The following is a 24376-nucleotide window of genomic DNA, read 5'->3' as shown; positions in this document are numbered from 1 at the left end:
CTAAATATTTTTACGAGCCTTTTTCATAGTCCTCTCAGGGGAGATGGGGAAGATGTGAAGAATCCCCAATCCCCAATCATCGACGACGGAGAATTTCTAACAAGGTCATTAAGGTGTGGGGAAGAGTTGCGGTGGCTTCAATCCAATCTTCAGTTACTGGATGTTGTAACCTGAGTCTCCAAGCGTGCAATGCTTGACCAGGCAAATTTACCCCCACGGAATGACCAGAACTATAAATAGGGTCGCCGACAATAGGATGACCGATTTTGGCGCTGTGGACACGAATCTGATGAGTGCGTCCTGTTTCTAATTGAAAGTGGATTAATGTGTAGTTACCCAGGCGTTCTTGAATTTGCCAATGAGTTATTGCTGATCTTCCCCCTTGTTCTATGGGGATAATTGCCATTTTTTTACGATCTTGGGGACTGCGACCAATGGGTAAGTCTATAATCCCATTCTCAGTCTTTGGCGCACCGTAAACCACACCCAAATATTCTCTTCTGGCGGTTTTTGCTTTGAGTTGTGCTTGGATGTGTTGATAAGCGAGATCGGTTTTAGCAATAGCGATCGCTCCAGTAGTATCCTTATCCAATCGATGGACAATACCCGGACGTTGAACGCCACCGATTCCCGGTAAATTAGGACAGTGAGCTAATAACGCATTCACCAAAGTACCATCTGGATGACCGGGTGCAGGATGAACTACCAAGCCTGCGGGTTTATTGACAATAAGTAACTGGTCGTCTTCATAGAGAATGTCTAAAGGGATATGTTCTGCTACCAATTGCAAAGGTTGCACCGCAGGAATTTCCAGAATTATGCGATCGCCTGCTTTGAGATGAATTTTTTTAGATGTGCATACTTTGTCATTGAGTTGGATATGACCCTGTTCAATTAACTGTTGAATACGAGACCGGGATAAGTCTGGTAATTCTTCTGACAAGTAACGATCAAGGCGGTCACTTTTTTCTTCGACTTGGAGATTAATTGCGGTCACAATTGCTTAAATTTAAACTGCTAGATTCGTGAGGTCTGTACTGATTTTAACAACATCAGCAGTTGCCGATCGCACCGGATACTGATTTTAAATTGGGAATTAGAAATACACATACTGGGGCTGTTTCATGTTTGGTAACACCATAAACATCCTGATGGTGAATTCTCGAAGCTGAAAGAAATAAAACTACTACTGTATTAGCTGGAGATTTTCTTTCCACAACATCTAACAGGTAAGCTGTATTCCACATTTGATTTATATCTTGAAACAGCGCTAGAGCTTTCTATCCAGGAGCAGAAGTAGAAAAGTTAAAGCTCTTACCAAAATCAAACCGCTGCGTCTTATAGGTACAACAGCTTACTACAAATCAATGCTTTTTCTCAAAGATTTTAGTGAGATGATCATTAAAATAAATAATGGAGGTAATTTTTACTTAATTCGGTGTCTTTTAATTCCTATTATTTGGAAACACGGAAACTCTTCTAGAAGAAACTACTGAACAAATAGAGTCATCATCACTTCTAGCGTTTTCCTAACAACTTCAATTTTTCACAATAGTTTTAAAATACTTTTTTATTTCTTTGATAAATCTAGAGTAACCTGAAATTTAGGAAGTAATTACTTAGCATCTACACATTGGGCTAAACATGGCTCTTTTTTAGGTATTTACTACGCAAATGACACTGCACTACCAAAAATGACTAAAACATAGTTATAGAAGCGTAAAGGCGTTTTTTTTATTTGTTATGGTCATTTTCCATCTCGCAAACTAGCAAAGAAAACTGTCAGATTTTCCTTACCAGGTAGAAAGTCAGAAGTTTAAATCAGTAAACAAAGAAAAGTGAAGAGTTATAGCAACGGACATGGTGCTGAGGACATTAACTGATAGCGCAGCGTTAGCCATACGCTACGCTAGAGCCGTTGATAAACCTAGACACAGAAAGACTTTCAATCCAGTCACCTGCTATATCAGGCCTATGTTGGGGAATTGAAAACCGCCACCAATAGCTTCAATAACTTTCACCTTCTTTGTGGAAAACTTAACCCCATCATCAAACTGATCAAAAACTTCTATTTGATTGTTGTGTATCCCTTACAGGAGCCTATGGCTATAGCTTGCGTGACGACGTAGGAGTCATACACCATGTAAGCTATAGCCAAAGTGGCCTGCACTCTGCGCTGAAAAAAGACCTACACATTAATCTCAGTTCTTTCCCTGTTGCCTGTTAAGAGCCTCTACAAGTAAGTTAACTGCCATACACTGTTAAATTCACTCCTATGAGCCAGTCTAGCGAAAAATACAGAAATGAAATCTGATTTTTGGAATACTGTTTTCTGAAAACAATTTCCAACTTTGGGCTTGGCAAGTTTGGTGTGGGGTGTGGGGTGTTGGGTATTGTGTGATCTGGATCAGGACTTGCTATACTCACCCCAATATAAACCGTTATCTTGATCTGGCAGTACGTCCACTTTAGACCGGTGTGAATCCCCAACGGGTGGTTCACAAATTGTAGTTGAAAATTTTTATTTGAGCTTAGAGCCGTGCTAATGAAAACGCTTCCTATTAGTAGATACAGATTTTTCCAAAAGCTACAACCCCTATCACTGTTGAAAAAAATCACCAGCAAGTCTGTGACTGGTTGTCTACAAGTATTTAGCACTTCAGGGGCTTGGTCTATATATGTACAAGAGGGTAAGCTCATTTATGCTTGTTACTCAGAACAAATGTTTGAGCCGCTATATAGAAACTTGCAGCGATTAAGTCAACAAGATTCTACTCTGCCGAGAGAGATTAATGAGCAGTTGCAGACAATCTTTGAAAGAGGTGTGGAAAATCAATCGATACCGAATCCAGATTATTTGGCTATTTGCTGGCTAGTTAACGAGAAATATCTTAGCCCGTTACAAGCCGCAATGCTAATTGAGCAATTGTCTCTAGAATTTCTAGATTCGTTTCTGAAAATAGAAGAAGGGAGTTATGAATTTATCCCTGAGAGCTTTCTGGATGATCTACCCAAGTTTTGTCATTTGAACTTGCGCTTATTAGTCGAAAAGTGTGAAGCAGGTGTAAAAATTTCGCGGGAGCAGTTTTGGCAGCAGAATCAGTCCAAGACACGCACCACAACAGAAGTACAATTACCCCCAATTAGTAATAGACAAGTCACTGCGGACAGACACAAACAAAGCTACTCACGACCTACTGACAAAAGAAATTACACAATTTTTTGTGTAGATGATAGTCCCATAGTCTTAAATACCATTAGAGGTTTTTTAGATGAGCAAATATTTTCTGTAATTGGTGTTACCGATTCTTTAAAAGCTTTAATGGAAATTTTCCGCGTCAAACCAGATATGATTTTACTGGATGTGACAATGCCTAATTTAGATGGGTATGAAATATGCGCTTTATTGCGGAAACAGGCATTCTTTAAAAATACACCGGTGATTATGGTGACAGAAAAACCCAGCTTGATGGATAGAGCCAAAGCCAAGCTAGTCAGAGCTTCTGGTTGCATGACTAAGCCTGTTAATCAAGGTGACTTGCTAAAAATTATCTTTCAGCACATGATTTAAAATCCTTACAGTCAAGATGACACTGGACGACATCCAGCTAAAATACTGTGCATCTTCACAACCGCTCCAATTACTGCGATCGCCGGGGCGCTAAAACCAGTCTTTTCTACTTGCTCGACAATTGTTCCCAATTCACCAATTAATTCTTCTTGTTCTGGACGAGTACCCCATCGTACCAAAGCAATCGCCGTCTCTACACTTAATCCAGCCAATGTTAACTGCTCCACAATATAAGGTAGATTGTGGATACCCATATAAATCACAATTGTTTCTGAACCTTGAGCGATCGCTTGCCAGTTAACTGCCGGTCGATATTTACCCGCCGACTCGTGACCCGTTACAAATGTCACTGATGAACTATACAGACGATGAGTCAAGGGAATACCAGCATAAGCTGCTGCCGCAATTCCGGCTGTGATCCCTGACACAACTTCCACGGGAATTCCGGCTTCTACCAATTCTGCCATTTCCTCGCCACCGCGCCCAAATATAAAGGGATCGCCACCTTTCAAGCGCACGACAATGGCATGATCCTGAGCTTTTTCAATCAGCAGTTGACTGGTTTCTTCCTGCAACAGTGAATGTCTCCCCATCCGCTTACCTGCGTTGATTTGCTCGGCTTGGGGATTAATCATTTCCAGAATTGCCGGACTTACCAAGGCATCATAGATAACTACATCTGCACATTGCAACAAGCCTTTTCCTTTTAGAGTCATGAGTCCGGGATCACCAGGTCCGGCACCGACTAAATAAACCTTACCCAAAAACTTTTTCCTCTTCTGTTGATAAATCGCAAATTAAATCAGCTAGTTCTGCACTTGCTCCCAGAGGTGGCACTAATTGAAATGTCACCTCTGGAAATTGTAATTTTAGCGCTTCTACTGATTTGGCGATCGCATCGGTTATGCCACCAGTAAATAAAAAGTATGGCAGAATCGCAATTTGTCTATAACCACCAGCGACTAACTCTTTCACTCTTGACTCTAAATTCGGCAGTACAGACCAATAAGCAGCTATTGCTCCCAAACTCGCTGCCATATTTTCTACAGGTTGTTGGGAACCAGAACGACGGCTACCATGAGATAACAAAATTGATGCTTCTACTTTGATGTTAGCCATTGCCGGCATCAGCAATTTCTCTAAATCGGGATGACTGCCTAAATATGGTTTCAGGTCAATGATCATATCTTGACCCAGTGCCTTTTTTGCCAGTGCTATTTCTGCGGGAATATCGGTCATCACATGAACTCCCGGCAAAAGAAATAACGGTATAATCTTCAGGCAGTTGTACCCATAGGCCAAAGCACTTTCAGCAAAATCTTGAATCTGCTGGTGTAAAGGTTGCTCATTTACCTCTAATGTCGCTGTCCCTACTAAATTTTCACCACTTGGTAGCTTCTGACTTACAAGCTTGGCAAGTTCCTGCATAGCGATGTCTGGACGTGGATCACGACTTCCGTGAGATACCAAAAGATAGGCAGAAGGCATAGGCAAAGGTACAAATTTAGTAGTGAATATTACGTAAATTTTAACCTGGTTCAATGAGCAGCCATGAAAAAAGTTGCGAGCCACAACATTTAGCCATCATTTTCAACAATTGCCTTAAGTAGAGATGCGATCGCCATTCCCATCTTGGAGATATTCCCTAGTTGAGTCAGCCACTTAAGTGATTCTTATGGCTTTGTGCTTCTCCGTGCTTTTGATGGTTGGTGATGTAGGTGACGGCTAAAGGTGTTAATTCACTTTCTAATTGAGTGATAACAGCATGGTCATAATCTGACCAAATTCGGTTCTGATTAAAGACACATGGCTGCAAAATTCCCCAAAGTTGACCATCTTGGCATAAGTGAGCATGAATCAAGGCGCGGTGTCCAAAGTTTTTGCGCTCAAACTCTTGATTTACAATTTTTGGGCTGGCAGTTTCCACATCTTCAATATAAATGGAAGCTTCTGTTCGCAGTGCCGCAGCAAATAAGGGGTCTGCTTGGGGTAATGATGGTGGCTCTAACTTCCATTGAAAGTCTGTAATATCTGGAATATTTTGATTTCGTCGCCAGCAATAGGCGATTTTGCCAAACTTGGTTTGAGGGTTTCTCAAGTACAGAAAACAGCGATCGCACTGTAATACTTCTCCAACTGCCGGAAGTATTGCACAAAAAATATCATCTGGCTCGATGTATTTGTCTAAAACACTTTGTATGGTTTCAGGTAAAACTAAGTCAGTCATTGACAGGTAAGTCCTAAAGTTGTATTTTCGCAATGATCTTTTACCAAAAACATCATCCAACCGACACATAGAATGCACCGACTCTACCTTTGTTCCCTGTTCCCTGTTTACGAATTACTTAACAGCTTTGTCGTTAAAGCATTCATGTGTCGCCATAATTGAGTTCCACCAGCCCACGAGTGAGAGGGTAAGTTTCCCTTAGGTACTGACCAAATAAACAAGAAATTGTGAGTGGGAGAGTTAGATTTAGTCAAACTCCAGCCAACAGCGGCGCAAAACTGCCCATAGTCGCTGCCACAGCTTAGGTAAATTTGTGTTTGCACCGTGAAACCAAAATGCCCTTGGCTGTATTTTTTCCATAATTGATCAATTATCTGTAAATCTTCACAGGGCAAGTTTTCCAAATCACTATTAAATAAATAGCTACCAGCTGGCTTGGATAAAACCTGACACATCACTATCCAGGTTTCTTGGTCTGCTTTTTGCCATTGCCTAGTAGCGAGTAAATTTCGTAACCGCTTGTAATCAACTCCTGCGGCTGAATACAGGGTATTAACTGGCTGCTGCTTAACTGGGTTGGCTTTTGTATTAATTGCTGCTAGAACTTCAGTAGCAGATTGGTAGCGTTGGGGAAGGGCATTTTGCAGGAGTTGATCGAGAATTACACCCAGGTTTTCTGTAACAGTATTGCCAGGAAGTAAATAATCTCGCCATATCCAGCGATCGCTAGTAACATCAAATAAATCAAAGGGTGAAATGCCAGTTAATAAGTAAATGCAACTCACTCCCAAACTATAGAGATCACTCGCTGGTAAGGCTTTACCCCGCATTTGTTCAGGAGCCATATATTCGGCACTACCTACTGTTGTCCCAGTATTTACCAAAGCTGTACTGGTGATTTGTTTAGCAACGCCAAAATCAATCAATACTAAATTCCCACGTGTAGATAGTTCTATGGTATTCGTTGGCTGAATCTGACTATTGGGTACTGCTTTACCTCGCTTTGGTTGAGGAAATAAAGATTCGATGTTATCGACAGTAATAGTAGAACCTTTATTGAATAAAGCAGTTTCAGAAATTTGTGGAGGAACTGCAATATCAATCGATCCTAAATTCTCTGATAAGCGTTTTCGCATGATATTTGCTGGCTTAATATCCCGGTGAATCACTTGTCGAGAATGAATAAATTGCAGTACGGGTAATAAATCTTGGAGCAATTGCCAGATATGTGCTTCACTAAATACACCCTGCTGTTGCAATTCCTGTGCTAATGTCTGTCCGGTAATTAATTCCTGTACCAAATACAACTGATGATCTTGTTCAAAATGTGCAAACAATTGGGGAATTTGGGGATGTTGCAACTCATCTAAGCGGACTGCTTCCTGACGAAATAATTCTGCTGCTTTACCAAAACTGGAACTATCAGCATCTGGAAAACAAAGTTGTTTAATCACGCAGAAGGGACGGGAGGGAATGTGTTCATCCACCGCCAAAAAAGTTCTACCAAAACCACCCTGTCCAATAGGATAAAGTGGGCGATAACGCTCTTTGAGCAATAAAGGCTTACCACATTTAAGACAAAATTTAGCAGTATCTGGATTTTGCGGGTACAGACAAGCAGTACAGAAACTCATTACAAGGTGGAGATTTTCTAGGGATCTTTATATATAAGTATTCCCAACTATCGCCCCCTTTGTTGCCCAAAAAAGAAGTTTACCGAATTTGAAATTGGAAATTTAAACAGGTTTAGCCGCGCAGCGTCTATCTACAACACGCTCCGCGAATTTAGATAAGTCCCCAAATTTAAACGCGAAAACAAATCTAAAATCCAAAATCTAAACTTGTTGGACTCATTGCTGTTCAGCTTTGTAAGTATAAAAGTTATCAAATGCACCTACACTCTCAAATTTGTAGTTAGGTAATAAATTATCAATTTTTATTTCAGTTCGATAGACGCTAAAAATCACATAATTCTGTCTGGCTGTAGTCGCAGCAATAATGTCTCGGATTTGGGGATTAGCCGAATCAACCAATTTATTGCAATTAAATTGAATGAGATTTTGCAAGAAATTCGGTGTTTTTTGGCAAACATCGGTTTTTAAGTAAGCTGTCAACCGTTGTACTGCATACTCTTCATATTTAGCCTGTTCAGGATTTGTATTCGCCATTGCCACTCCCAAAACGGCGATTCCTGCGGCTCCTACAGAAGCAATCATAGTCCAGCCTTTCATATAGTTTCAATCTGATGTGATCCTTATACTGTCAAGACTACAAGTAAATTGAAAAAATTCTGGAAAAATATTGATCAATTTGTCAAACTCGTGTTATATTCAGATAGTGAATGGCGAGCGTAGCCAAGTGGTTAAGGCAGTGGTTTGTGGTACCACCATTCGTGGGTTCAAGTCCCATCGTTCGCCCTTTTATTTTAATAATTTCTATGGGTTTAATTTGCCCCACGATGATCAAGAAGTAAATTTTGTGGCAGGGTCTAAATCCCCGTGGCAAAACTTAATTATGTTGGCGTAGCCTGCGGTCGGCATTATTACAGCGGTTCCTGCTGTTATGAAGTACAGTCTCCCCCCCCCAAACTCCCTCTTTTTCGACCCTTTCAGCACTAAATATGTACCTCACAATAGCGGGAAGTGCTTTACGAATTACGAATTACGAATTAACCAGGACAGGTGTAGCACCTGTCCTAGTAATTAAATTGTTAATTCCCACCAAGTTCTTTGACCAACTATACCATCTACCAATAAATTGCGTTGATTTTGAAAGGCTTTAATCGCTGTCTCTGTCAGGGGTCCAAAAATCCCATCAATGCGGATACCATAGCCATTGGAAACTAATAGCCGTTGCAAGATTCTCACGGACATACCGGAATTACCAAAATACAAAAGCGGCATGGCTGGTCGATTATAGCTTTGGTATCGTGATATCTTGACACTTTCCTTAGCTATTATGGAAATATCCTGGGACTCAGCTACCTTCAAGGAATCTAGGGACAGGTGCTTTTGTCTAATTTGCTTTAGTATGTTTTCCCGTTTGAGTGCGAGTGTTGAGATTTTAGGTTTCTCCCTTTCATTTGTCTCGATGAATTCAGGTGGCGTGATTTGAGGAGTGGGAACTAACTGAGATAACTGACTATTTGCTGACTGGTGAACGCCATTTTCCAGATGAAATGGTCGCTGCTCCGGTAAAGGAGGTAAGGTTGGTTGTGTGGTGTTTAACACGCCCGTCATCAGCAGGCCAATTTCAGTCATTGTAGTTCATCTCATATCTTGCACCTATAAGGATAAACCAGGAGTAGACAAACAAAGAGAGTGAAAGTATGACTCTAGATGAAGAAAATAATTTACTCCGTAAGAAGTTGCATGATTGCCCTTTTATTTGATTTGTAAAATACAACCGCAAATAATACCAATTTAGATTTGAAATTGTCAAAGACTGATTGCATTAGCTTTGCAGTTTTCCATCTCTTGCCATCATTTTTCTTTGTTGGTAATCTCTTAGAGATTTAATTTGCATAACTAGGGCGGGCTTTTCGGCCCGCACCACAAGAGTTTCTGATAATTGAGATCTGGTTTCCAATCAAACTACCTAAACCAGAAATATAATTATGGTCTCTAAGCTACTTATGTCTAATCAATTAATGATTAGATGAATAGTATCGCTCGACCACTAACCTAAACTGGATGGAAATAGAAGGCGAAACCCAAAACCGTATAAGTGGCTAAAAGTAAAGTTCCTTCCAACCAATTAGACTTACCATCGGAACTAATGCTATTGGCAATTAACACTGATACTACCACTGCTACTAATTCAAAGGGATTGAAATCTAAATCCATCGGCTGACCCATGAAACGCCCAGCAATCACTAAAACAGGGGCGACAAATAGGGCAATCTGCATACTTGAGCCTACAGCTACAGATACGGAAAGATCCATTTTATTTTTCATCGCTACTGTGACGGCTGTAGCGTGTTCAGCAGCGTTACCGACGATGGGAAGTAAAATTACCCCTGTAAATAATGCCGTCAAACCTAACTTAGACGTGGCTACTTCTAAAGTCTCAACCAGCAATTCTGACTCCCAAGCTACTAGTAAGGTAGATACTAGCAGTATGGCAGTCCAAAACCAAATATTTGGTTTTTCATGGGTAACTTCTGGTTCTACTTGTTCTTCTTCTGTCTCTGCTACACCCACATCATATAAATAGGCGTGGGTTTTCATAGAAAATAGCAGGGTTAAGGCGTAAACCAGAATTAACACCACAGCAACGGCAAGGGAAAGATTTTGCACTGTTATTTCATTAATTCCCACTGATGTGTAATTCATCGCCGTTGGTAATAGAATTGCAATTACTGCCAAATTCATCGATGAAGCATTTACCCGCGCTACAACTGATTGGAATGTTTGTTCTTTATAACGCAGTCCGCCCAAAAGCATGGAAAAACCCATGACTAGGAGTAAGTTACTGATAATCGATCCCGTGATACTGGCTTTAACTACATCTATTAACCCAGCATTCAGGGCAACTAAGGCAATAATCAATTCTGTAGCGTTACCAAAGGTGGCGTTTAACAAACCCCCCAATGAAGGACCGACAACTACGGCAATTTCTTCTGTAGCCGTACCCATCCAACCAGCAAGGGGAAGAATTGCTAGTCCAGCGGTGATAAAAACTATTAAGTCTCCCCATTCTAGAAAGTGAGCAGCTAGGGAAATGGGAATAAAAAGTAACAAGCCGAAAAAAATGATGTTTTTAGCTGACATTTGGCATCTCGAATTTTGGGGATCAGTTACAAATGCTTGTGATCAATTGGAACAGCAATCTTTAACTAGATTGATTCTACGATACTCTCAAATTTTACTGTGTTTGATAATAGCAGCAGAGATATAAAATCAGATGGCGATTTAATTAGCTATTGCAATCTTTTGTTGCCAAAATATGGATGCAAGCCTGGGTTTTATAACAAAAATGGGTTTTAATACATTAAAACACCATTAATTTTATTGGCTGATTAAGGTTGCCAGTGATAAAATTTCCACTATAGAGACTTGATTCCATAGTTGATGACTATTTATTTGCGGGAAATAACGGCGAGATAATGCAGATTTCTCCGAAAACTTCAACTATTTTGGCAAAAATAACTATTGAGCCGGATTTCATAGCTGTTGTTTATACCGGATTTTGTGAAAAAACCACCGTAAAAAGCATACATAATAAGATTTTCGCCACATTTACCATTTTTTTTTGGATAAAAATATCATGACTTCTGCTGCTGAACTGCCAGTTAGCTCTGGCTCAACATTGACATTACACCAAGATTCCCAACAGATTGCTGATAATGATCCCCTGAAAAAGTCCCAGGGTGTATATGTAACGGTTCATGGTCATTTTTACCAGCCACCACGAGAAAACCCTTATTTAGATGCGATTGAACGCCAACCGAGTGCTACCCCTTTCCATGATTGGAACGAACGCATTCATTGGGAATGCTATCGCCCCAACGCCTTTGCCAGAGTGCTAAATGACCGCAACGAGTTGGTGGGGATCGTCAATAATTATGAGTACATGAGCTTCAATATCGGTCCAACGCTGATGTCGTGGTTAGAACGCTACGATGTGGAAGTTTATCAGCGGATTTTGGAGGCTGATGCTAAGAGTAGTCAAAGGTTGCATGGTCACGGCAATGCGATCGCGCAAGTATATAATCACATCATCATGCCTTTGGCGAATGAACGAGATAAACATACCCAAATTCGCTGGGGTAAAGAAGACTTCAAATCCCGATTTGGTCGTGATCCCGAAGGTATATGGTTAGCGGAAACGGCTGTAGATTATGCCACTTTAGAAGCTTTAGTGGCACAAGGAATTCGCTTTATTGTCTTAGCACCATCGCAAGCACAGCGTTGTCGTCCTCTGGCTAATGAAAATGATCCCCAGCATGAATGGCATGAAGTTGGTGGTAGTCAGATTGATCCCACCCGTCCCTATCGTTGTTATTTAAAGCCTAGCCTCAGCATTGCATCTTCTTTGTTGAGTACAACTCGTGTAACTACCTCAGAAAGTACACAAGGCTTACCGTACATTGATATCTTCTTCTACGATGGACCGATTTCGCGGGATATGGGTTTTAGTGATGTGGTTTATAGTTCCAGCCACTTCGCAGGCAGAGTTGGTGCAGCAGTGCGCGGGGATCATCGTCAGTCGCAATTAATTTCTGTAGCCACAGATGGGGAAACCTTTGGACATCATAAAAAGGGAACTGAGAAAACTTTAGCTTATGCTTTTATTGGCGAGTTTCCCCGTCATGGTTGGACGGTAACAAACTTTGCTCATTATCTCAGTTTAAATCCTCCGACTTGGGAAGTGGAATTAAAGTCAATCACCGCCTGGAGTTGCGCCCACGGTGTCGATAGATGGCAGGATGATTGTGGTTGCGGTGGAGAAGGTGGTGTATGGCATCAAAAATGGCGACGGCCGTTGCGAGATGCCTTAAATTGGCTACGAGATCAGTTAATTGAGGTGTTTGAAGAATATGGCGGACAGTTATTTCGTGATCCCTGGTTAGCTAGGGATGAATATATTGAAGTGCTGCGCGATCGCTCTCCTGCCAATATTAGCCGTTTTCTTTCTCGTCATCAAACCCGGAAACTACAAGCCGCAGAACAAGTAGATGCTTTGCGTTTATTAGAAATGCAGCGTCATGCTTTGCTGATGTTTACTAGTTGCGGTTGGTTTTTTGAAGAAATTTCTCGCCCGGAAGGAACACAGATTCTCCGTTATGCTTCCCGTGCTTTAGAATTAGCCGGAGATGTGGCAGGTGTGCAGTTAGAAAAAGGCTTCCTCAAACGTTTGGGTTTAGCCCCCAGCAATGTGGAACACTTTAAGCATGGTGGAGAAATTTATCGTCAATTGGTGCTAACAGCCCAAATCGGTTTTAAACAAGTTGCTGCCCATTACGCAATTACTTCCCTATTTAACAATCACAAAAATTCCTCGTTTCCACCAGATGCAGATAAACATCCTCATCCTCACCAAAAGCGTGTTTATTGTTATGCCGCTAATGAGTTAGATTACCAAATGCAACGCATGGGATCGTTGACTATGGCGGTAGGACATTTGAAATTGGTGTCAGAAATTACTTGGGAAAGTGAAAATTTAGTGTTTGCTGTTCTCCATTTGGGAGGCTGGGATTTTCATTGCTGTATTCAACAATTTACGGGAAGGCGTGACTACGGCCAATTGAAAGATAAGCTATTGGCATCACTAAAACAAGCTAGTGCGGCACACGCTATCTTGGTAATGACGCAGCTATTTGGGGATGAAGCTTTTAGTTTGCAAAATTTATTTGCCGAAGAACGACACAGAATTATGCGGCTATTAAGCCAGGAAACACTGACAAGATTAGACCAGTTATATACCCAAGCATACCGGGAAAATTACGGTGTGATTATGGCCTTTCATCGCGATGAGTTAGCAGTTCCCCAAGAATTGCAAGTTGCAGCGGAGATTGCTTTGGGTTATCGCTGTATGATGACATTAAGGTCTTTAGAACAAGATATTGGCGAAGCAGAATCCAGCTGGAATCATATTGGAGAATTAGAAGCGATCGCTACTGAAGCTAAACATCTGCGTTGTCACCTGAATACTCCTGAAGGAAAGCAGATATTAGAACAGTTAATTGTGCGATCGCTGTGGCAAGTTTTACACGACGCTAATGGTGCATTTGGGACAAATATCCAACGCCTAGAAAAGTTGATAGATGTAGGATATCAGCTGAATCTTGGCATTTCCTTAGAAAAATCCCAAGAACTCTACTTCAGCTGTTTGCATAGTCAAATAATTCCCCTGTGTCTCAGCAACTTTAACAATCAAGCAGAAACAGATCACTGTCGTCAATTACTGAAATTAGGGCAAAAATTAGCCGTTGATGTCACCATGATTGAGAAGAAATTAGCTTAAATTTGTTACAGCACTTCCCGGTGTTATGAGGTACAAGAACCCCACCCCCAACCCCCTCCCCCTTCGGGTGATGCCTCCGGCACGCTACGCGAACACCAGTCGCCTACGGAGGGAAACCCGCCTACAGCGCTGGTTCACCGCAAGCGATGAGGGGGCTAAGATGCTCCTCATAAGAGCGGAAACCGCTGTAGATGGACTATTTCATTCTTTCAAAGTTTAGGAATTTAGTCCGCGCAGGCGGACTTTGTTTGTGTAGCCGCGACTTCTAGTCGCCAAAGCTGGGTGGGCATTGCCCACCATTTTATTACGATTTAACTTTTAGAACGGTCACAATGATAGGGATACAACCACTCACACCTAAACAATCCGTTAGTATGTTTCTCAAAAAATGTTCCAGCGTGATATTTAGGTGAGATATCAATCCCTGCTTTAGTTTTTATCTCGTATAACCAAGGAAATGCTGCTACTAAAACAGCCATAACAGCGAAGATGTAAAGAGTCAAAGTAACAGCTTTAGGGAATTCACGGGACTTAGTTTTGAGTTTTTTAGGCATAGAAATGATTAACTCAAAGTCCATCCTAGCTTAAAGTTGAAAATGTCGTCTAAATCAATCCTACAGCAGGGAACTCTTAACAGGCTTGAAACTCTCTTTTTATATGGATTGGTTATTAAATAATGATAAAAAAACTATTGCCTATTCCCTATTCCCTCTCCTCATGAACAACTTTTATGGCTTACGCCACGCTATCAGTAAAACCGACTTATGATATTTGACAAAATTCCTGAAAATCTTTTTCTACTTGCTCAGAGTAGTTAATTGCATATTCTAAAATAGATTCACGCCATTGATAAGAGTGAGCAAAATCAATTAAATCATCAGCAATAGCAGAACCTTGCCTACCACCGCTACGTAATTGATCCCAAGCTGTCACCTCAGCCATAGTTTGAATTAACTTTTCTAAACGTCCGAATTTGCCATGCCACGCCTTTAAATTCACTTTATCTTGAGTTGGTTGCAATTCCCGTAAAACATAGCATTTATCACTATCAACAATCGCTTCCAACAATGCAGGTGGAGTTCCCTGTACCCGGTTTTGAATAGCTACAACTCGTGCAGATGGACTGTTCCATTGTGGTTGAGGTATTGTTAAATAAGGTTGTAATGAACTAGTTTTTGTTTCCTTAAAATCTAACAAATAATTGTGATCTGGAGAACCTTCACCCTCTACCAAAATTATATAGCGTTCTAAACCCAAACTACCAGTCCCAGCTATCCTGATTTGCACATCTAATATTTGATAAAAATCCTGATCTTGCTGTGTAGCTTTGTGCCAAGATGCAATTAATCTTTTCACCTTTTCTTGCTGTGCTTCGGTTGCTTCAGCAGTACGTTTATTATCGATAATTAAGCGCCGCTTACCTTTTTTTACTTTGGTACGCTGATCTAAAAATTCAGAACGTTTTCGGGCTTTTAAGGTTTCCGATAAATCCTTAACTAAACCCTTAGCGGTTTCTTTCTCTATACTTCTTATCTGTCCTTTAGAGAGAGTTTTGCTGTAAGCATCTAGATAATGATTACTTAAATGCAATGCTTCTGTAGCATTTACTCCCAAAGCGTGACAACCAACTATTATACTAACTACAAATCTTACTATATCCCAGGTGCAAGGAGCAAGAACAGCTTCATCAAAATCATTCATATCGAAATAGACTAATCGGTTATCTCCTTTATAGCTACCAAAGTTTTCTAAATGTAAATCACCACAAATCCATACTGCTGGTGCTGCATTGAGTAATGAATCTTGAGGAAAGTCTTCATAAAATAAATGACAAGTTCCGCGATAAAATGTGAATACGTCAGAACGCATATTCTGGTATTTTAATTTTAAAAATTCGGGATTGCGTCCATTATTGAATTTGTAGATTCTTTCGGTAATATTGTTAGACATGGCTTTAGATATTGTTGTATTAGGATTTAAAATATCACTTTTATAATCTTAAAAAGTGTGAAGTTTTATTTTTGCTTATCCACCTAATATCCCCAGGAATCAATGTTAAAAATATACAATTCCAACTTGGCGCGAAACAAACAATAATAAAATCACAGATAAACGCAGATAGATCCCCACATTTACCTGTGATTAATATTATAATTAAACCTCTACTACTTCCTCAGAAACAATCACATCATTAAAAGATATCACATCAATTATAGGCAAAAGATGTTCATATAACTGCATCGCTTGCAAACAATTGTTAATACCAGAAACAGCCGCATTATAATCTTCAATTTTTTGTTCTACAGCACCCAATAAACGTTGATTATTGGCAATTTTTTCCGCAGCTTCCTGTTCCAAAGTAGCTTCTAAATAAGCCCGCGCATAGGGATACTGCTGCAAAATATGATCGGCTTGTTTTTCAGCCATTGGTAACAACTGAGTTTTGAGCGTTTGGTTAATAGTTTGACGGAAAGATTTGCGAATAGTATGAGAAACTTTCGGCTCAAAATCTAACTTTAATAATTGTCTAATTGCTGGTTCGGCTTCTACAACGCTTTCTGCATCATAACCTTGGGAAGTTTGCTGTAAGGTTTGACGAAATTGATAGATAGAAAAAGTACCTTCATCGTAAAATCTAGGACTTTCTCTGACAAATCTATCGCACTCTATACTAGCAGCACTGATCAAAACTTGAGCAACTTGTTTTTCTATCACTTTTACTTGTTGTTCAATTCCGCCATCATTACCTAACAAACGATACAATTGGCGATAATATTCCGACTTTTGAAGCTTCTCAATTAACCGTTGGAATAGATTAGCAATTAATTGTTCACAAGACTCTATTAAAATGTCTTCCAACTGATTAGCTAAGTAATAAAACGCCTCTACTAAAATAGCTAATAAAGGTGCAGTTGCGTTACGAGGATGGCTGATAGTTGCACGTCGATAAGCATTAGCCACAGAGAAGGTATCTAGCAACTCATCCAAACGGCGAATCATCCGAGTTTGTAATTGGCGAAAATCAGATTCAAACTCTTCACAGGAATTATTAATTAATCTATTAACTTCATCTGTGATATGTTGATGAAAGTCTCTACCAACTTGCTGAAGTTGCTGATTTAGGCGTTGTAATTCCTGTGCCTTCATCGTTTCTATTTCTCGCGGTTGACTATCTAAATCTCGCTGAGAACTCTGATAATGTTTTTTCAGATTAATACAAATATCTTCCAAATCATCGGCAAGATTTTTAAACAATTGAGGACGCTTTTCTTCAGTTAAATAGCGAGTAATTGCTGTGCGGAATTCTTCAATACCGCTATCTTGAATTAGTTGGTTAATTAGCAGTATTCCTTGTTCATCTAAAATTCGGACATAGTTTTCATTGGGAGTTTCAAAGCCATTCAGAGAAATTCGGAATTGACTAGGAGAAAGTTTTCCCGAACTAACGCAATAGTTATTAAAAGCATAGACAAATTGTGGTATCTCTTCCCTACCATCTAAACCTTTCACACTTTCTGCAAAAACCGAATCTAACCCAAATCTATCTAATCTATTTGTCTGTTTAATTTGACTTCCGTAAAATCCTAATAACCCGCTAGTTTTATAAACTCTGCTGCTGTCACGAAATTGTCCATTAATTAAATCTTCTAATCTTTGTCTAAGTTGGGTGTTGTACCAAGTTTCATCAATGCGGTTGAAAATATAAAAAACGCGATCGCGTATTCCCGCATTTCCCCGCATCATTTCTAAAAGTTCCGTTTTTTCCTTTGTCAGATCCCCAGCAGCAGCAGGTTTGAGTACACACACTACCGCTGAAGTATCCGCATCTTGAATTTTGTTGTAAGTTAATTGTGCGTCTTTTTCTACTGGTGCATCGATTCCAGGAGTGTCAATAATGACATTTCCATCTTGTAGAAGAGGATGATAACAATAATATTCAATCCGTTTCAAAACCGCGCTGTTACTACCTCTTCGTGCATATCCAGCAGCTTCTTTGAGATTAGTAAAATTAAATTGTTCCATTGAATATGTAGCATTATTAACTGTTTTGATGCGATCGCGGTTAGTTATATATCCTTCTAACAACAAGATTAATGCTTTTGCTTGTTTAGCGCGTTCTGATTTACTTTCTCCACCCTCTTGCTGAATAATTGCTTCACAACCTTGTCGGAGTAAATCAATCACATCCGATTGATTAATATTTGCAACTGTGTTAAACCCTAACTGCTGACACAAAGAAATCGCTTGTTCTCGAATTTCGACTTCACTCAAAAAAGTTAAAACTACTCTTTCTGCATCTGCTGGTGCATACTCAATCTTACATTCTGTCCCCGTAGCGTGTCCCTCTGCACTGTACAGTAATTCTCTCTCTAATAGTGCATTAATTAACATCGACTTACCTGCACTAAATGCACCAGCAAAGACAATTTCAAACTTGGGAGAAATCGCTTTATCCAAAGAAAGCTTGACAGATGTAATATCTTGGGAACGCAAACTTGGTTCTTGCTGTAGAAGTTGTAAGATAGATTCAACTTGCGCGGCTAAATTTTTACACTGTGGAGGTAAGTTTGACATCTTGAAGAACAGAATTATTTATAAATAGTTTAATATACTTAAGCAAATACTTGTACAGTAAATTCACGGTTGCATATATAGGGAACAGGGAACAGGGAACAGGTAACAGGTAACAGGTAACAGGTAACAGGTAACAGGTAACAGGTAACAGGTAACAGGTAACAGGTAACAGGTAACAGGTAACAGGTAACAGGTAACAGGTAACAGGTAACAGGTAACAGGTAACAGGTAACAGGTAACAGGTAACAGGTAACAGGTAACAGGTAACAGGTAACAGGTAACAGGTAACAGGTAACAGGTAACAGGTAACAGGTAACAGGTAACAGGTAACAGGTAACAGGTAACAGGTAACAGGTAACAGGTAACAGGTAACAGGTAACAGGTAACAGGTAACAGGTAACAGGTAACAGGTAACAGGTAACAGGTAACAGGTAACAGGGAAAAGGGAAGAAGGAATCAAGGTTTACGCAGTTCATGATGGCTACTTAGTGCATTTTCTAGTCTGCTGATAACCAAAGTTGTCACCGTATATTTACGCTTATATGCAGTTGATATTTCTTGCTGTACCCCTCAAATGTGGGAATCACGATCAGATATCTCTTTTAAACCTTTTTCCTACAATCAAGAGAAGCCTTTAAAAGAGGATTAGGGAGATGTTATTGAGGCTTAATTAAAGTTCCAAATGAATCTCCTTCCGTGTCTCCGTGTTTCCACATCTGTCGATTTATATCAACCTTAAAGTGAAACGGTATTGCAGTAACAGTAGGCGCTATTCTAAATTTTAAGTTGTTTAACTCTTCAATCAAAATGCCCTCTTAGGGGACTTAGAAAGCATATAATGATACAAAACCATAAAATAGCGTAAAAAGTTAGATTGTGTTAATATCGACATTTACCTATATATGAAGAATATTAACAGAAAGTATCATTTTAGTAACTCCATATTAACCCTATACCATGCGCTCAGGACAATTAGCCCCAATTCTACGAAAAAATCTGCTTAAAACTGCCAAAATTTCGTAAGAAATGTCCTCCCAAATGCAAGGTAAAGAGGGTTACAGTAGCAGACAAGTTACCTCCATTTCGCTAATAGACACAAAACTATCTGTGTACAAAGCTAATTTACTGGTGGTTGACGATCATCCAGACAACCTGCGTACACTATCTGCGATTTTAAGCCAGGAAGGGTACAAAGTCAGAAAAGCTATCAGCGGAGAAGTCGCTTTAGATACCGTAAACATTGAAGCGCCTGATCTAATTCTGTTAGACATCAAAATGCCGAAAATTGATGGCTACAGGGTTTGCTCAATGCTGAAACAAAATCATGAAACTCATCATATCCCTGTCATTTTCTTAAGTTCTCTAGATGCTGTTGCTGATAAAGTTAAAGGATTTGAAGTGGGTGGTGTTGACTATATTACTAAACCTTTTCAGGCAGAAGAAGTATTAATGAGAGTTCAGCATCAACTAACAATTGTCAGACAAAACCAGGAACTTTATCAACATAATCAGGCATTAAGCAAGGAAATTGAAGAGCGCAAGCAAACTGAAGCAAGATTGCAACTGCTATTAAAAACCATGAATTTAGTGAATCAAGCACCGAATTTAAATCATGCTTTAGATGCTGTTTTGTGTGAAGTTTGTCAGGTGATAGGTTGGGACTATGGAGAGGCTTGGAACACCAACTTAGATGGTACAGGATTGAAACTAGGGCAAGTGGCCTATGATCCTATTGATCAACAGTTAAAAGACTTTCACCAAGCAAGTTTAAAATATATTTTTTCTTATGGAGTAAAACTAATAGGTAAAGTCGGTGCAACCCAGCAACCGCTATGGATTGAGGATATTTCACAAATACAGCCAGATATGTTTATCAGGGTTGAATCGGCGAATCAGGCCGGATTGAAGACTGTATTTGCAGTGCCAATTACTCTTGAAGGACAAACACTTGTAGTTATGTGCTTCTTCAAGCGATCGCCCTTACCCCATAATTCAAAACTTGTAGAATTGGTCAATGCAGTGACTATGGAATTGAGCGCATTTATTGGACGTAAGCAGGCAGATGAGGCACTCAAACAAGCGAATAAAGAATTACTGCGGTTAGCAAATTTAGATGGCTTAACACAGATTGCCAATCGCAGATGTTTTGATCAATCACTTTCTCAAGAGTGGCAAAGACTGCGAAGGGAAAAAGCACCCTTGTCATTACTGCTTGGGGATATTGATTATTTTAAGTCCTACAACGACTACTATGGGCATTTAGCTGGTGATGAATGCCTGAGAAAAGTGGCGGAAGCGATCGCCCAAACCTGCCATCGTCCTGCGGATCTAGTAGCACGCTATGGTGGTGAAGAATTTGTGATTTTACTACCTAATACCGATGTAGACGGAGCGATTCATCTCGCTAAACAGATTCAAACAGAAATAGCAAGGTTAGCCATTCCCCATCAATTGTCCTCTAGTAAACAAGTAACTTTGAGTATAGGCATTGCCAGTATAATTCCTCAAGGTCAAACTCCACCAAAAGAGCTTATTGCTGCCGCAGATGAGGCACTTTATCAGGCAAAAGCCCAAGGACGTAACACCTACTGTGTATCTTCTACCATTTAATCGGTATTGTCGGATTTTGCGTCATTTTGGGGATATTTTTAGATTTGTAAGTCTATTGGTAATATTGCTGTGTTAAACCATAATTATACAGCACATTGCAGATCAATGAGGTACAGAATCAAAATTGAAACCTAGACACCAAGCCAGTTTTACTCCTGACTCCTGACTCCTGAATTCTGCTGTATATGCGTTACAATCCCTTTCCTCCACTTCCTCTCCGCACAGTTCTGACTCTACCGTTGATCTTGCTATTGGTGATTACAGTAGGACTGACTAACTTTTTTTGTTTGCATAATAGTAACCAGGTTGTAGAGGAAATAACACAGCAATTAATGGTTGAAGTTGGAAATCGTGTCTATCTTTATCTAGATAATTATCTATCATTACCTCATCTGATTAATCGGCTCAATGTTAACGAAGTTAAAGATGGTGATCTTGATATTACTAATATTGATGATGTAGAACGTCATTTAATTAGGCAAATTTACAGGTTTGATAATCTTGAAAATATTGTCTATGCTAACGAAGAAGGTAGTTTTAGAATTGTTGTTTCTACAGATGGAAAACGCCAAATTACTGTAACGGATAGTCCGAATATCAGAAAATTTCAACGGTATGAAGTGAACTCCAAAGGTGAGCGTGTTCAATTATTAAAAATGGGAGAATATCGACCTAATTGGGATATTAGACAAAACTATTGGTATAAGTTATCCAAACAGAGAAAAAAAGCAACTTGGAGTCCTGTTTATACATCTGCTAATAGCAGGGATCTAAAAATTAATGCGAGTATGCCAATTTATGACCCCGTGACTAAAAAATTTACGGGACTATTTGGCGTTAATTTATTATTAAAAAACATCAATACATTTCTCAATAATTTAAAATTAGGGCATTCGGGGATTGTATTTCTGACCGAAATGGATGGTTCCTTAATTGCTAGTTCAACAGATGAATTACCTTTTATTAAAACTAGTGATGGTAAAATAGAGCGAATTATTGCTAACCAAAGCCGACAGCCACTAATTAAATCTGCCAGCCAATTTATAAAATCAAAAATTGACGATTGGAGTCAGATAAAAAAACTTAAAAATTGGCAATTTATTGATAATAGGCAAACTTATTTATCTCAGATTCAACCTTACAAAAATGAATATGGATTGAATTGGTTAATTGTGACAGTTGTACCCAAATCCGATTTTCTAGGTCGCATTCATGACACAACCCAAACTACGATAAATTTGGTAATATTTGCGGTAATAATAGCGATCGCTCTCACTTCTCTGATTACCCGTTGGCTGGCCAATCCCATCCTGAATATTAGCCAGATTTCATCCTTAATGGCTCAAGGGGATTTGCAGCAGCGAATTCCCCAAAATCAGCCTATACGCGAATTGGCTCGTATGGCACAATCTTTTAACCAGATGGCGCAGCAGTTAAGAGACAACTTTGCACAAATTCAAGTCAATCTATCAGAATTAGAAGGCAATTATGCCACCATCTTTCATACCTGCCCTGATCCTATTACCATTACGCTCTTAGAGGATGGGCGCTGGATTAATGTTAACAATGCTTTTTTGCAACTTGCTGGATATACCTATGATGAAATTATTGGTCGTACAGCAATAGAAATGAATCTTTTGGTAAATCCTCCAGAGGTAGAAGCCATCGCCCAACAACTTCAACAAACAGGATTTGTACGCAACCAAGAATTTCATTGGCGGACAAAATCACAAGAAATCAAAGTATCTCTCGTTTCTTGTGAGATCATCGAACTGGATGGTAAACCCTGCGTTCTCACAATCAGTAAAGAAATTACCGAACTGAAAAAAGCACAAGCTGCTTTACACGCTAGTAGAGATCGCTATCGTGCCATTGTTCAAGATCAAACTGAACTAATTATCCGCTATCAACCAGATGGAACTACAACCTTTGTCAACGAGGCATTTTGCCGATACTTTAAGCGATCGCCAGAAGAGTTGTTGGCACATAATTTTTACCCCGTCATTTTTGAGGAAGACAAAGATTATGTCGCCCAACTTATCAACTCCATGAGCCGGGAAAATCCCACGGTATTAATTGAAAATCGCGTCATGGTTGGTGAAGAAATACGCTGGACTCAGTGGATTAACCTGATGATCTTTGATGAGCAAGAAGAGTTTGTAGAATTTCAAGCAGTTGGACGAGATATTAACGTTTGCAAACAAGCCGAAATAGAACTTCGACAAGCAAAAGAAGCAGCAGTAGCCGCAAACCAGGTAAAAAGCATCTTCTTAGCAAATATGAGTCATGAATTGCGAACACCACTTAACGTTATCCTTGGTTTCACTCAAGTCATGAAACGTGACAGTTCCCTCAATCTAGAGCAACAAGAAAATCTGCAAATCATTCATCGCAGCGGTAATCACCTGCTTAACTTCATCAACGAAATTTTAGATTTATCCAAAATTGAAGCCGGACGCATGGTATTGAATGAAACTAGCTGTGACCTGATAGATCTGTTAAAGTCCCTGCAAGAAATGTTCTGCTTGAAAGCCGCAGCGAAAAACTTACAACTTAATTTGAAACTAGCTTCAGACTTACCTCAGTACATCACCACCGATGCCAATAAACTCCGCCAAGTACTGATTAACTTGCTTAATAATGCCCTTAAGTTTACAGATCAAGGTAGTGTCACTCTACGTGTAGAAGTCAAAAATCGCAATCATGCCCCAATTGACCCACTCACCCTCCATTTTCAAGTCGAAGATACTGGTATTGGTATTGCCCCGGAGGAAATAACCACAATTTTTGATGCTTTTGTCCAATCTGTGCGATCGCATAGCAACTCAAACATAGGTACAACTTATATAGAAGGAACTGGATTAGGACTCTCCATTAGCCACAAGTTTGTTAACTTGATGAATGGCAATCTCAAAGTCACCAGTCGTCTCAATCAAGGCAGTACTTTCTATTTTGATATTCCAGTCCAATTAGCTACAGCAGAAGGGATTTCCCCTAGTTCATATGCTGAAGGAAATCCTCAATTACCAATTAGGAACAATATTCAAGACGAGCAATCTAAAACTGTAATCTCTGAAAGTCTCTCTGTTATGCCTTCAAGTTGGCTGAATGAATTGCATCAAGCCGCATTATGTTGTGATGAGGAAGAAGTGCTAAATCTGATTGATCAAATTCCCGAAGCAAACACTGGTTTGATTGCTGGCTTGAAAAGTTTAGTCCACAACTATCAGTTCCAGGTCATCTTACAAATTTTGACTTCTGATACAAAAAAGTAGGATGAATATTCATCACCCTACTTTTTTTGTGACTGTATCTAATTGAAACTACAGCAGATTGCAGATCAATGAGGTACAGAATCAAAATTGAAACCTAGACACATTCGCCAGTTTTACTCCTGAACGGCAGTTGACGGCAGTTGCTACAAG

At 39.7% G+C, this 24376-nt stretch carries 16 protein-coding genes and 1 tRNA gene; 5 read left to right on the top strand and 12 right to left on the bottom strand.

From position 1 onward, the window contains the following. Positions 1–76 precede the first annotated feature (76 nt). Positions 77–997: an RluA family pseudouridine synthase gene (locus A9Y75_RS01475; RefSeq protein WP_071187564.1), complete on the bottom strand. Its 921-nt coding sequence runs from the start codon at positions 995–997 to the stop codon at positions 77–79. Between the two features lie 55 nt (positions 998–1052). Further along, positions 1053–1247 carry a hypothetical protein gene (locus tag A9Y75_RS01470; protein ID WP_071187563.1) on the bottom strand — a complete coding sequence of 65 codons (195 nt, stop codon included), beginning with the start codon at positions 1245–1247 and terminating at the stop codon, positions 1053–1055. A gap of 1298 nt (positions 1248–2545) precedes the next feature. On the opposite strand from A9Y75_RS01470, the gene A9Y75_RS01465 reads away from it, so the two are divergent. Further along, complete coding sequence (locus A9Y75_RS01465; protein WP_071187562.1) at positions 2546–3571, top strand: response regulator; 1026 nt, start codon at positions 2546–2548, stop codon at positions 3569–3571. A gap of 11 nt (positions 3572–3582) precedes the next feature. Here the strand turns inward: A9Y75_RS01465 and cobA are convergent, their stop codons facing one another. The 5 genes from cobA to A9Y75_RS01440 all read right to left on the bottom strand — a co-directional run bounded on the left by cobA (position 3583) and on the right by A9Y75_RS01440 (position 8029). Further along, positions 3583–4335, bottom strand: a complete 753-nt coding sequence (cobA, locus tag A9Y75_RS01460; RefSeq protein ID WP_177176070.1) for a uroporphyrinogen-III C-methyltransferase — start codon at positions 4333–4335, stop codon at positions 3583–3585. Next, positions 4328–5059: a sirohydrochlorin chelatase gene (locus tag A9Y75_RS01455; protein ID WP_071187558.1), complete on the bottom strand. Its 732-nt coding sequence runs from the start codon at positions 5057–5059 to the stop codon at positions 4328–4330. Before A9Y75_RS01455 ends, cobA begins: the two co-directional genes overlap by 8 nt. A 166-nt stretch (positions 5060–5225) precedes the next feature. Next, entirely contained in the window at positions 5226–5798 is a 573-nt protein-coding gene (locus A9Y75_RS01450) for a GAF domain-containing protein (protein WP_071187556.1), read from the bottom strand. Positions 5799–5905: 107 nt separating this feature from the next. Next, a complete protein-coding gene (locus A9Y75_RS01445; protein WP_071187553.1) occupies positions 5906–7432 on the bottom strand; it encodes a GUN4 domain-containing protein in 1527 nt (508 codons plus the stop codon). Positions 7433–7648: 216 nt separating this feature from the next. Further along, the gene (locus tag A9Y75_RS01440; RefSeq protein ID WP_071187551.1) at positions 7649–8029 is read right to left on the bottom strand and encodes a DUF4359 domain-containing protein; all 381 of its coding nucleotides are present in this window, start codon (positions 8027–8029) and stop codon (positions 7649–7651) included. Positions 8030–8142: 113 nt separating this feature from the next. Here A9Y75_RS01440 and A9Y75_RS01435 point away from each other — a divergent pair. Next, positions 8143–8215: transfer RNA gene (locus A9Y75_RS01435), tRNA-His, on the top strand. 285 nt (positions 8216–8500) lie between these two features. On the opposite strand, the gene A9Y75_RS01430 is transcribed toward A9Y75_RS01435, so the two are convergent. Next, positions 8501–9058, bottom strand: a complete 558-nt coding sequence (locus tag A9Y75_RS01430; RefSeq protein ID WP_071187549.1) for a peptidoglycan-binding domain-containing protein — start codon at positions 9056–9058, stop codon at positions 8501–8503. A gap of 423 nt (positions 9059–9481) precedes the next feature. Next, entirely contained in the window at positions 9482–10570 is a 1089-nt protein-coding gene (gene cax, locus A9Y75_RS01425; RefSeq protein WP_071187547.1) for a calcium/proton exchanger, read from the bottom strand. 496 nt (positions 10571–11066) lie between these two features. Here cax and A9Y75_RS01420 point away from each other — a divergent pair, with 496 nt between their 5' ends. After that, on the top strand, positions 11067–13766 hold the full coding sequence (locus tag A9Y75_RS01420; protein WP_071187545.1) for a DUF3536 domain-containing protein: 2700 nt from the start codon (positions 11067–11069) through the stop codon (positions 13764–13766). 311 nt (positions 13767–14077) lie between these two features. Here A9Y75_RS01420 and A9Y75_RS01415 read toward each other — a convergent pair whose 3' ends face one another. The 3 genes from A9Y75_RS01415 to A9Y75_RS01405 form a co-directional block, all read right to left on the bottom strand. Further along, entirely contained in the window at positions 14078–14320 is a 243-nt protein-coding gene (locus tag A9Y75_RS01415; protein WP_071188782.1) for a hypothetical protein, read from the bottom strand. A 208-nt stretch (positions 14321–14528) separates the two neighbouring features. Then, positions 14529–15716 (bottom strand): DUF2252 domain-containing protein, encoded by a 1188-nt coding sequence (locus A9Y75_RS01410; protein WP_071187543.1) that lies wholly within the window; start codon positions 15714–15716, stop codon positions 14529–14531. A 204-nt stretch (positions 15717–15920) separates the two neighbouring features. Continuing rightward, positions 15921–18341: a dynamin-like GTPase family protein gene (locus A9Y75_RS01405; RefSeq protein WP_071187542.1), complete on the bottom strand. Its 2421-nt coding sequence runs from the start codon at positions 18339–18341 to the stop codon at positions 15921–15923. A gap of 1038 nt (positions 18342–19379) precedes the next feature. Here A9Y75_RS01405 and A9Y75_RS01400 point away from each other — a divergent pair. Together A9Y75_RS01400 and A9Y75_RS01395 are read left to right on the top strand one after the other, a co-directional pair. Beyond that, a complete protein-coding gene (locus tag A9Y75_RS01400; RefSeq protein ID WP_236721298.1) occupies positions 19380–20951 on the top strand; it encodes a diguanylate cyclase in 1572 nt (523 codons plus the stop codon). Between the two features lie 185 nt (positions 20952–21136). Further along, positions 21137–24226 (top strand): PAS domain S-box protein, encoded by a 3090-nt coding sequence (locus A9Y75_RS01395; RefSeq protein ID WP_071187537.1) that lies wholly within the window; start codon positions 21137–21139, stop codon positions 24224–24226. The last annotated feature ends 150 nt before the right edge of the window (positions 24227–24376 follow it).

It is taken from the genome of Trichormus sp. NMC-1 (assembly GCF_001858025.1).
Lineage (GTDB): Bacteria > Cyanobacteriota > Cyanobacteriia > Cyanobacteriales > Nostocaceae > Anabaena.
Note: the sequence above shows the minus strand (reverse complement) of the source record. Positions and strands in the feature narration are given on the sequence as shown.

What these genes read in the sequence shown, in the direction of transcription:
- A9Y75_RS01455 (WP_071187558.1), bottom strand. Translation starts at nt 5,059, where the DNA reads ATGCCTTCTGCCTATCTTTTGGTATCTCACGGAAGTCGTGATCCACGT.
- A9Y75_RS01415 (WP_071188782.1), bottom strand. Translation starts at nt 14,320, where the DNA reads ATGCCTAAAAAACTCAAAACTAAGTCCCGTGAATTCCCTAAAGCTGTT.
- cax (WP_071187547.1), bottom strand. Translation starts at nt 10,570, where the DNA reads ATGTCAGCTAAAAACATCATTTTTTTCGGCTTGTTACTTTTTATTCCC.
- A9Y75_RS01445 (WP_071187553.1), bottom strand. Translation starts at nt 7,432, where the DNA reads ATGAGTTTCTGTACTGCTTGTCTGTACCCGCAAAATCCAGATACTGCT.
- A9Y75_RS01440 (WP_071187551.1), bottom strand. Translation starts at nt 8,029, where the DNA reads ATGAAAGGCTGGACTATGATTGCTTCTGTAGGAGCCGCAGGAATCGCC.
- A9Y75_RS01420 (WP_071187545.1), top strand. Translation starts at nt 11,067, where the DNA reads ATGACTTCTGCTGCTGAACTGCCAGTTAGCTCTGGCTCAACATTGACA.
- A9Y75_RS01470 (WP_071187563.1), bottom strand. Translation starts at nt 1,247, where the DNA reads ATGTGGAATACAGCTTACCTGTTAGATGTTGTGGAAAGAAAATCTCCA.
- A9Y75_RS01430 (WP_071187549.1), bottom strand. Translation starts at nt 9,058, where the DNA reads ATGACTGAAATTGGCCTGCTGATGACGGGCGTGTTAAACACCACACAA.
- A9Y75_RS01410 (WP_071187543.1), bottom strand. Translation starts at nt 15,716, where the DNA reads ATGTCTAACAATATTACCGAAAGAATCTACAAATTCAATAATGGACGC.
- A9Y75_RS01450 (WP_071187556.1), bottom strand. Translation starts at nt 5,798, where the DNA reads ATGACTGACTTAGTTTTACCTGAAACCATACAAAGTGTTTTAGACAAA.
- A9Y75_RS01395 (WP_071187537.1), top strand. Translation starts at nt 21,137, where the DNA reads ATGCGTTACAATCCCTTTCCTCCACTTCCTCTCCGCACAGTTCTGACT.
- A9Y75_RS01465 (WP_071187562.1), top strand. Translation starts at nt 2,546, where the DNA reads ATGAAAACGCTTCCTATTAGTAGATACAGATTTTTCCAAAAGCTACAA.
- A9Y75_RS01400 (WP_236721298.1), top strand. Translation starts at nt 19,380, where the DNA reads ATGCAAGGTAAAGAGGGTTACAGTAGCAGACAAGTTACCTCCATTTCG.
- A9Y75_RS01405 (WP_071187542.1), bottom strand. Translation starts at nt 18,341, where the DNA reads ATGTCAAACTTACCTCCACAGTGTAAAAATTTAGCCGCGCAAGTTGAA.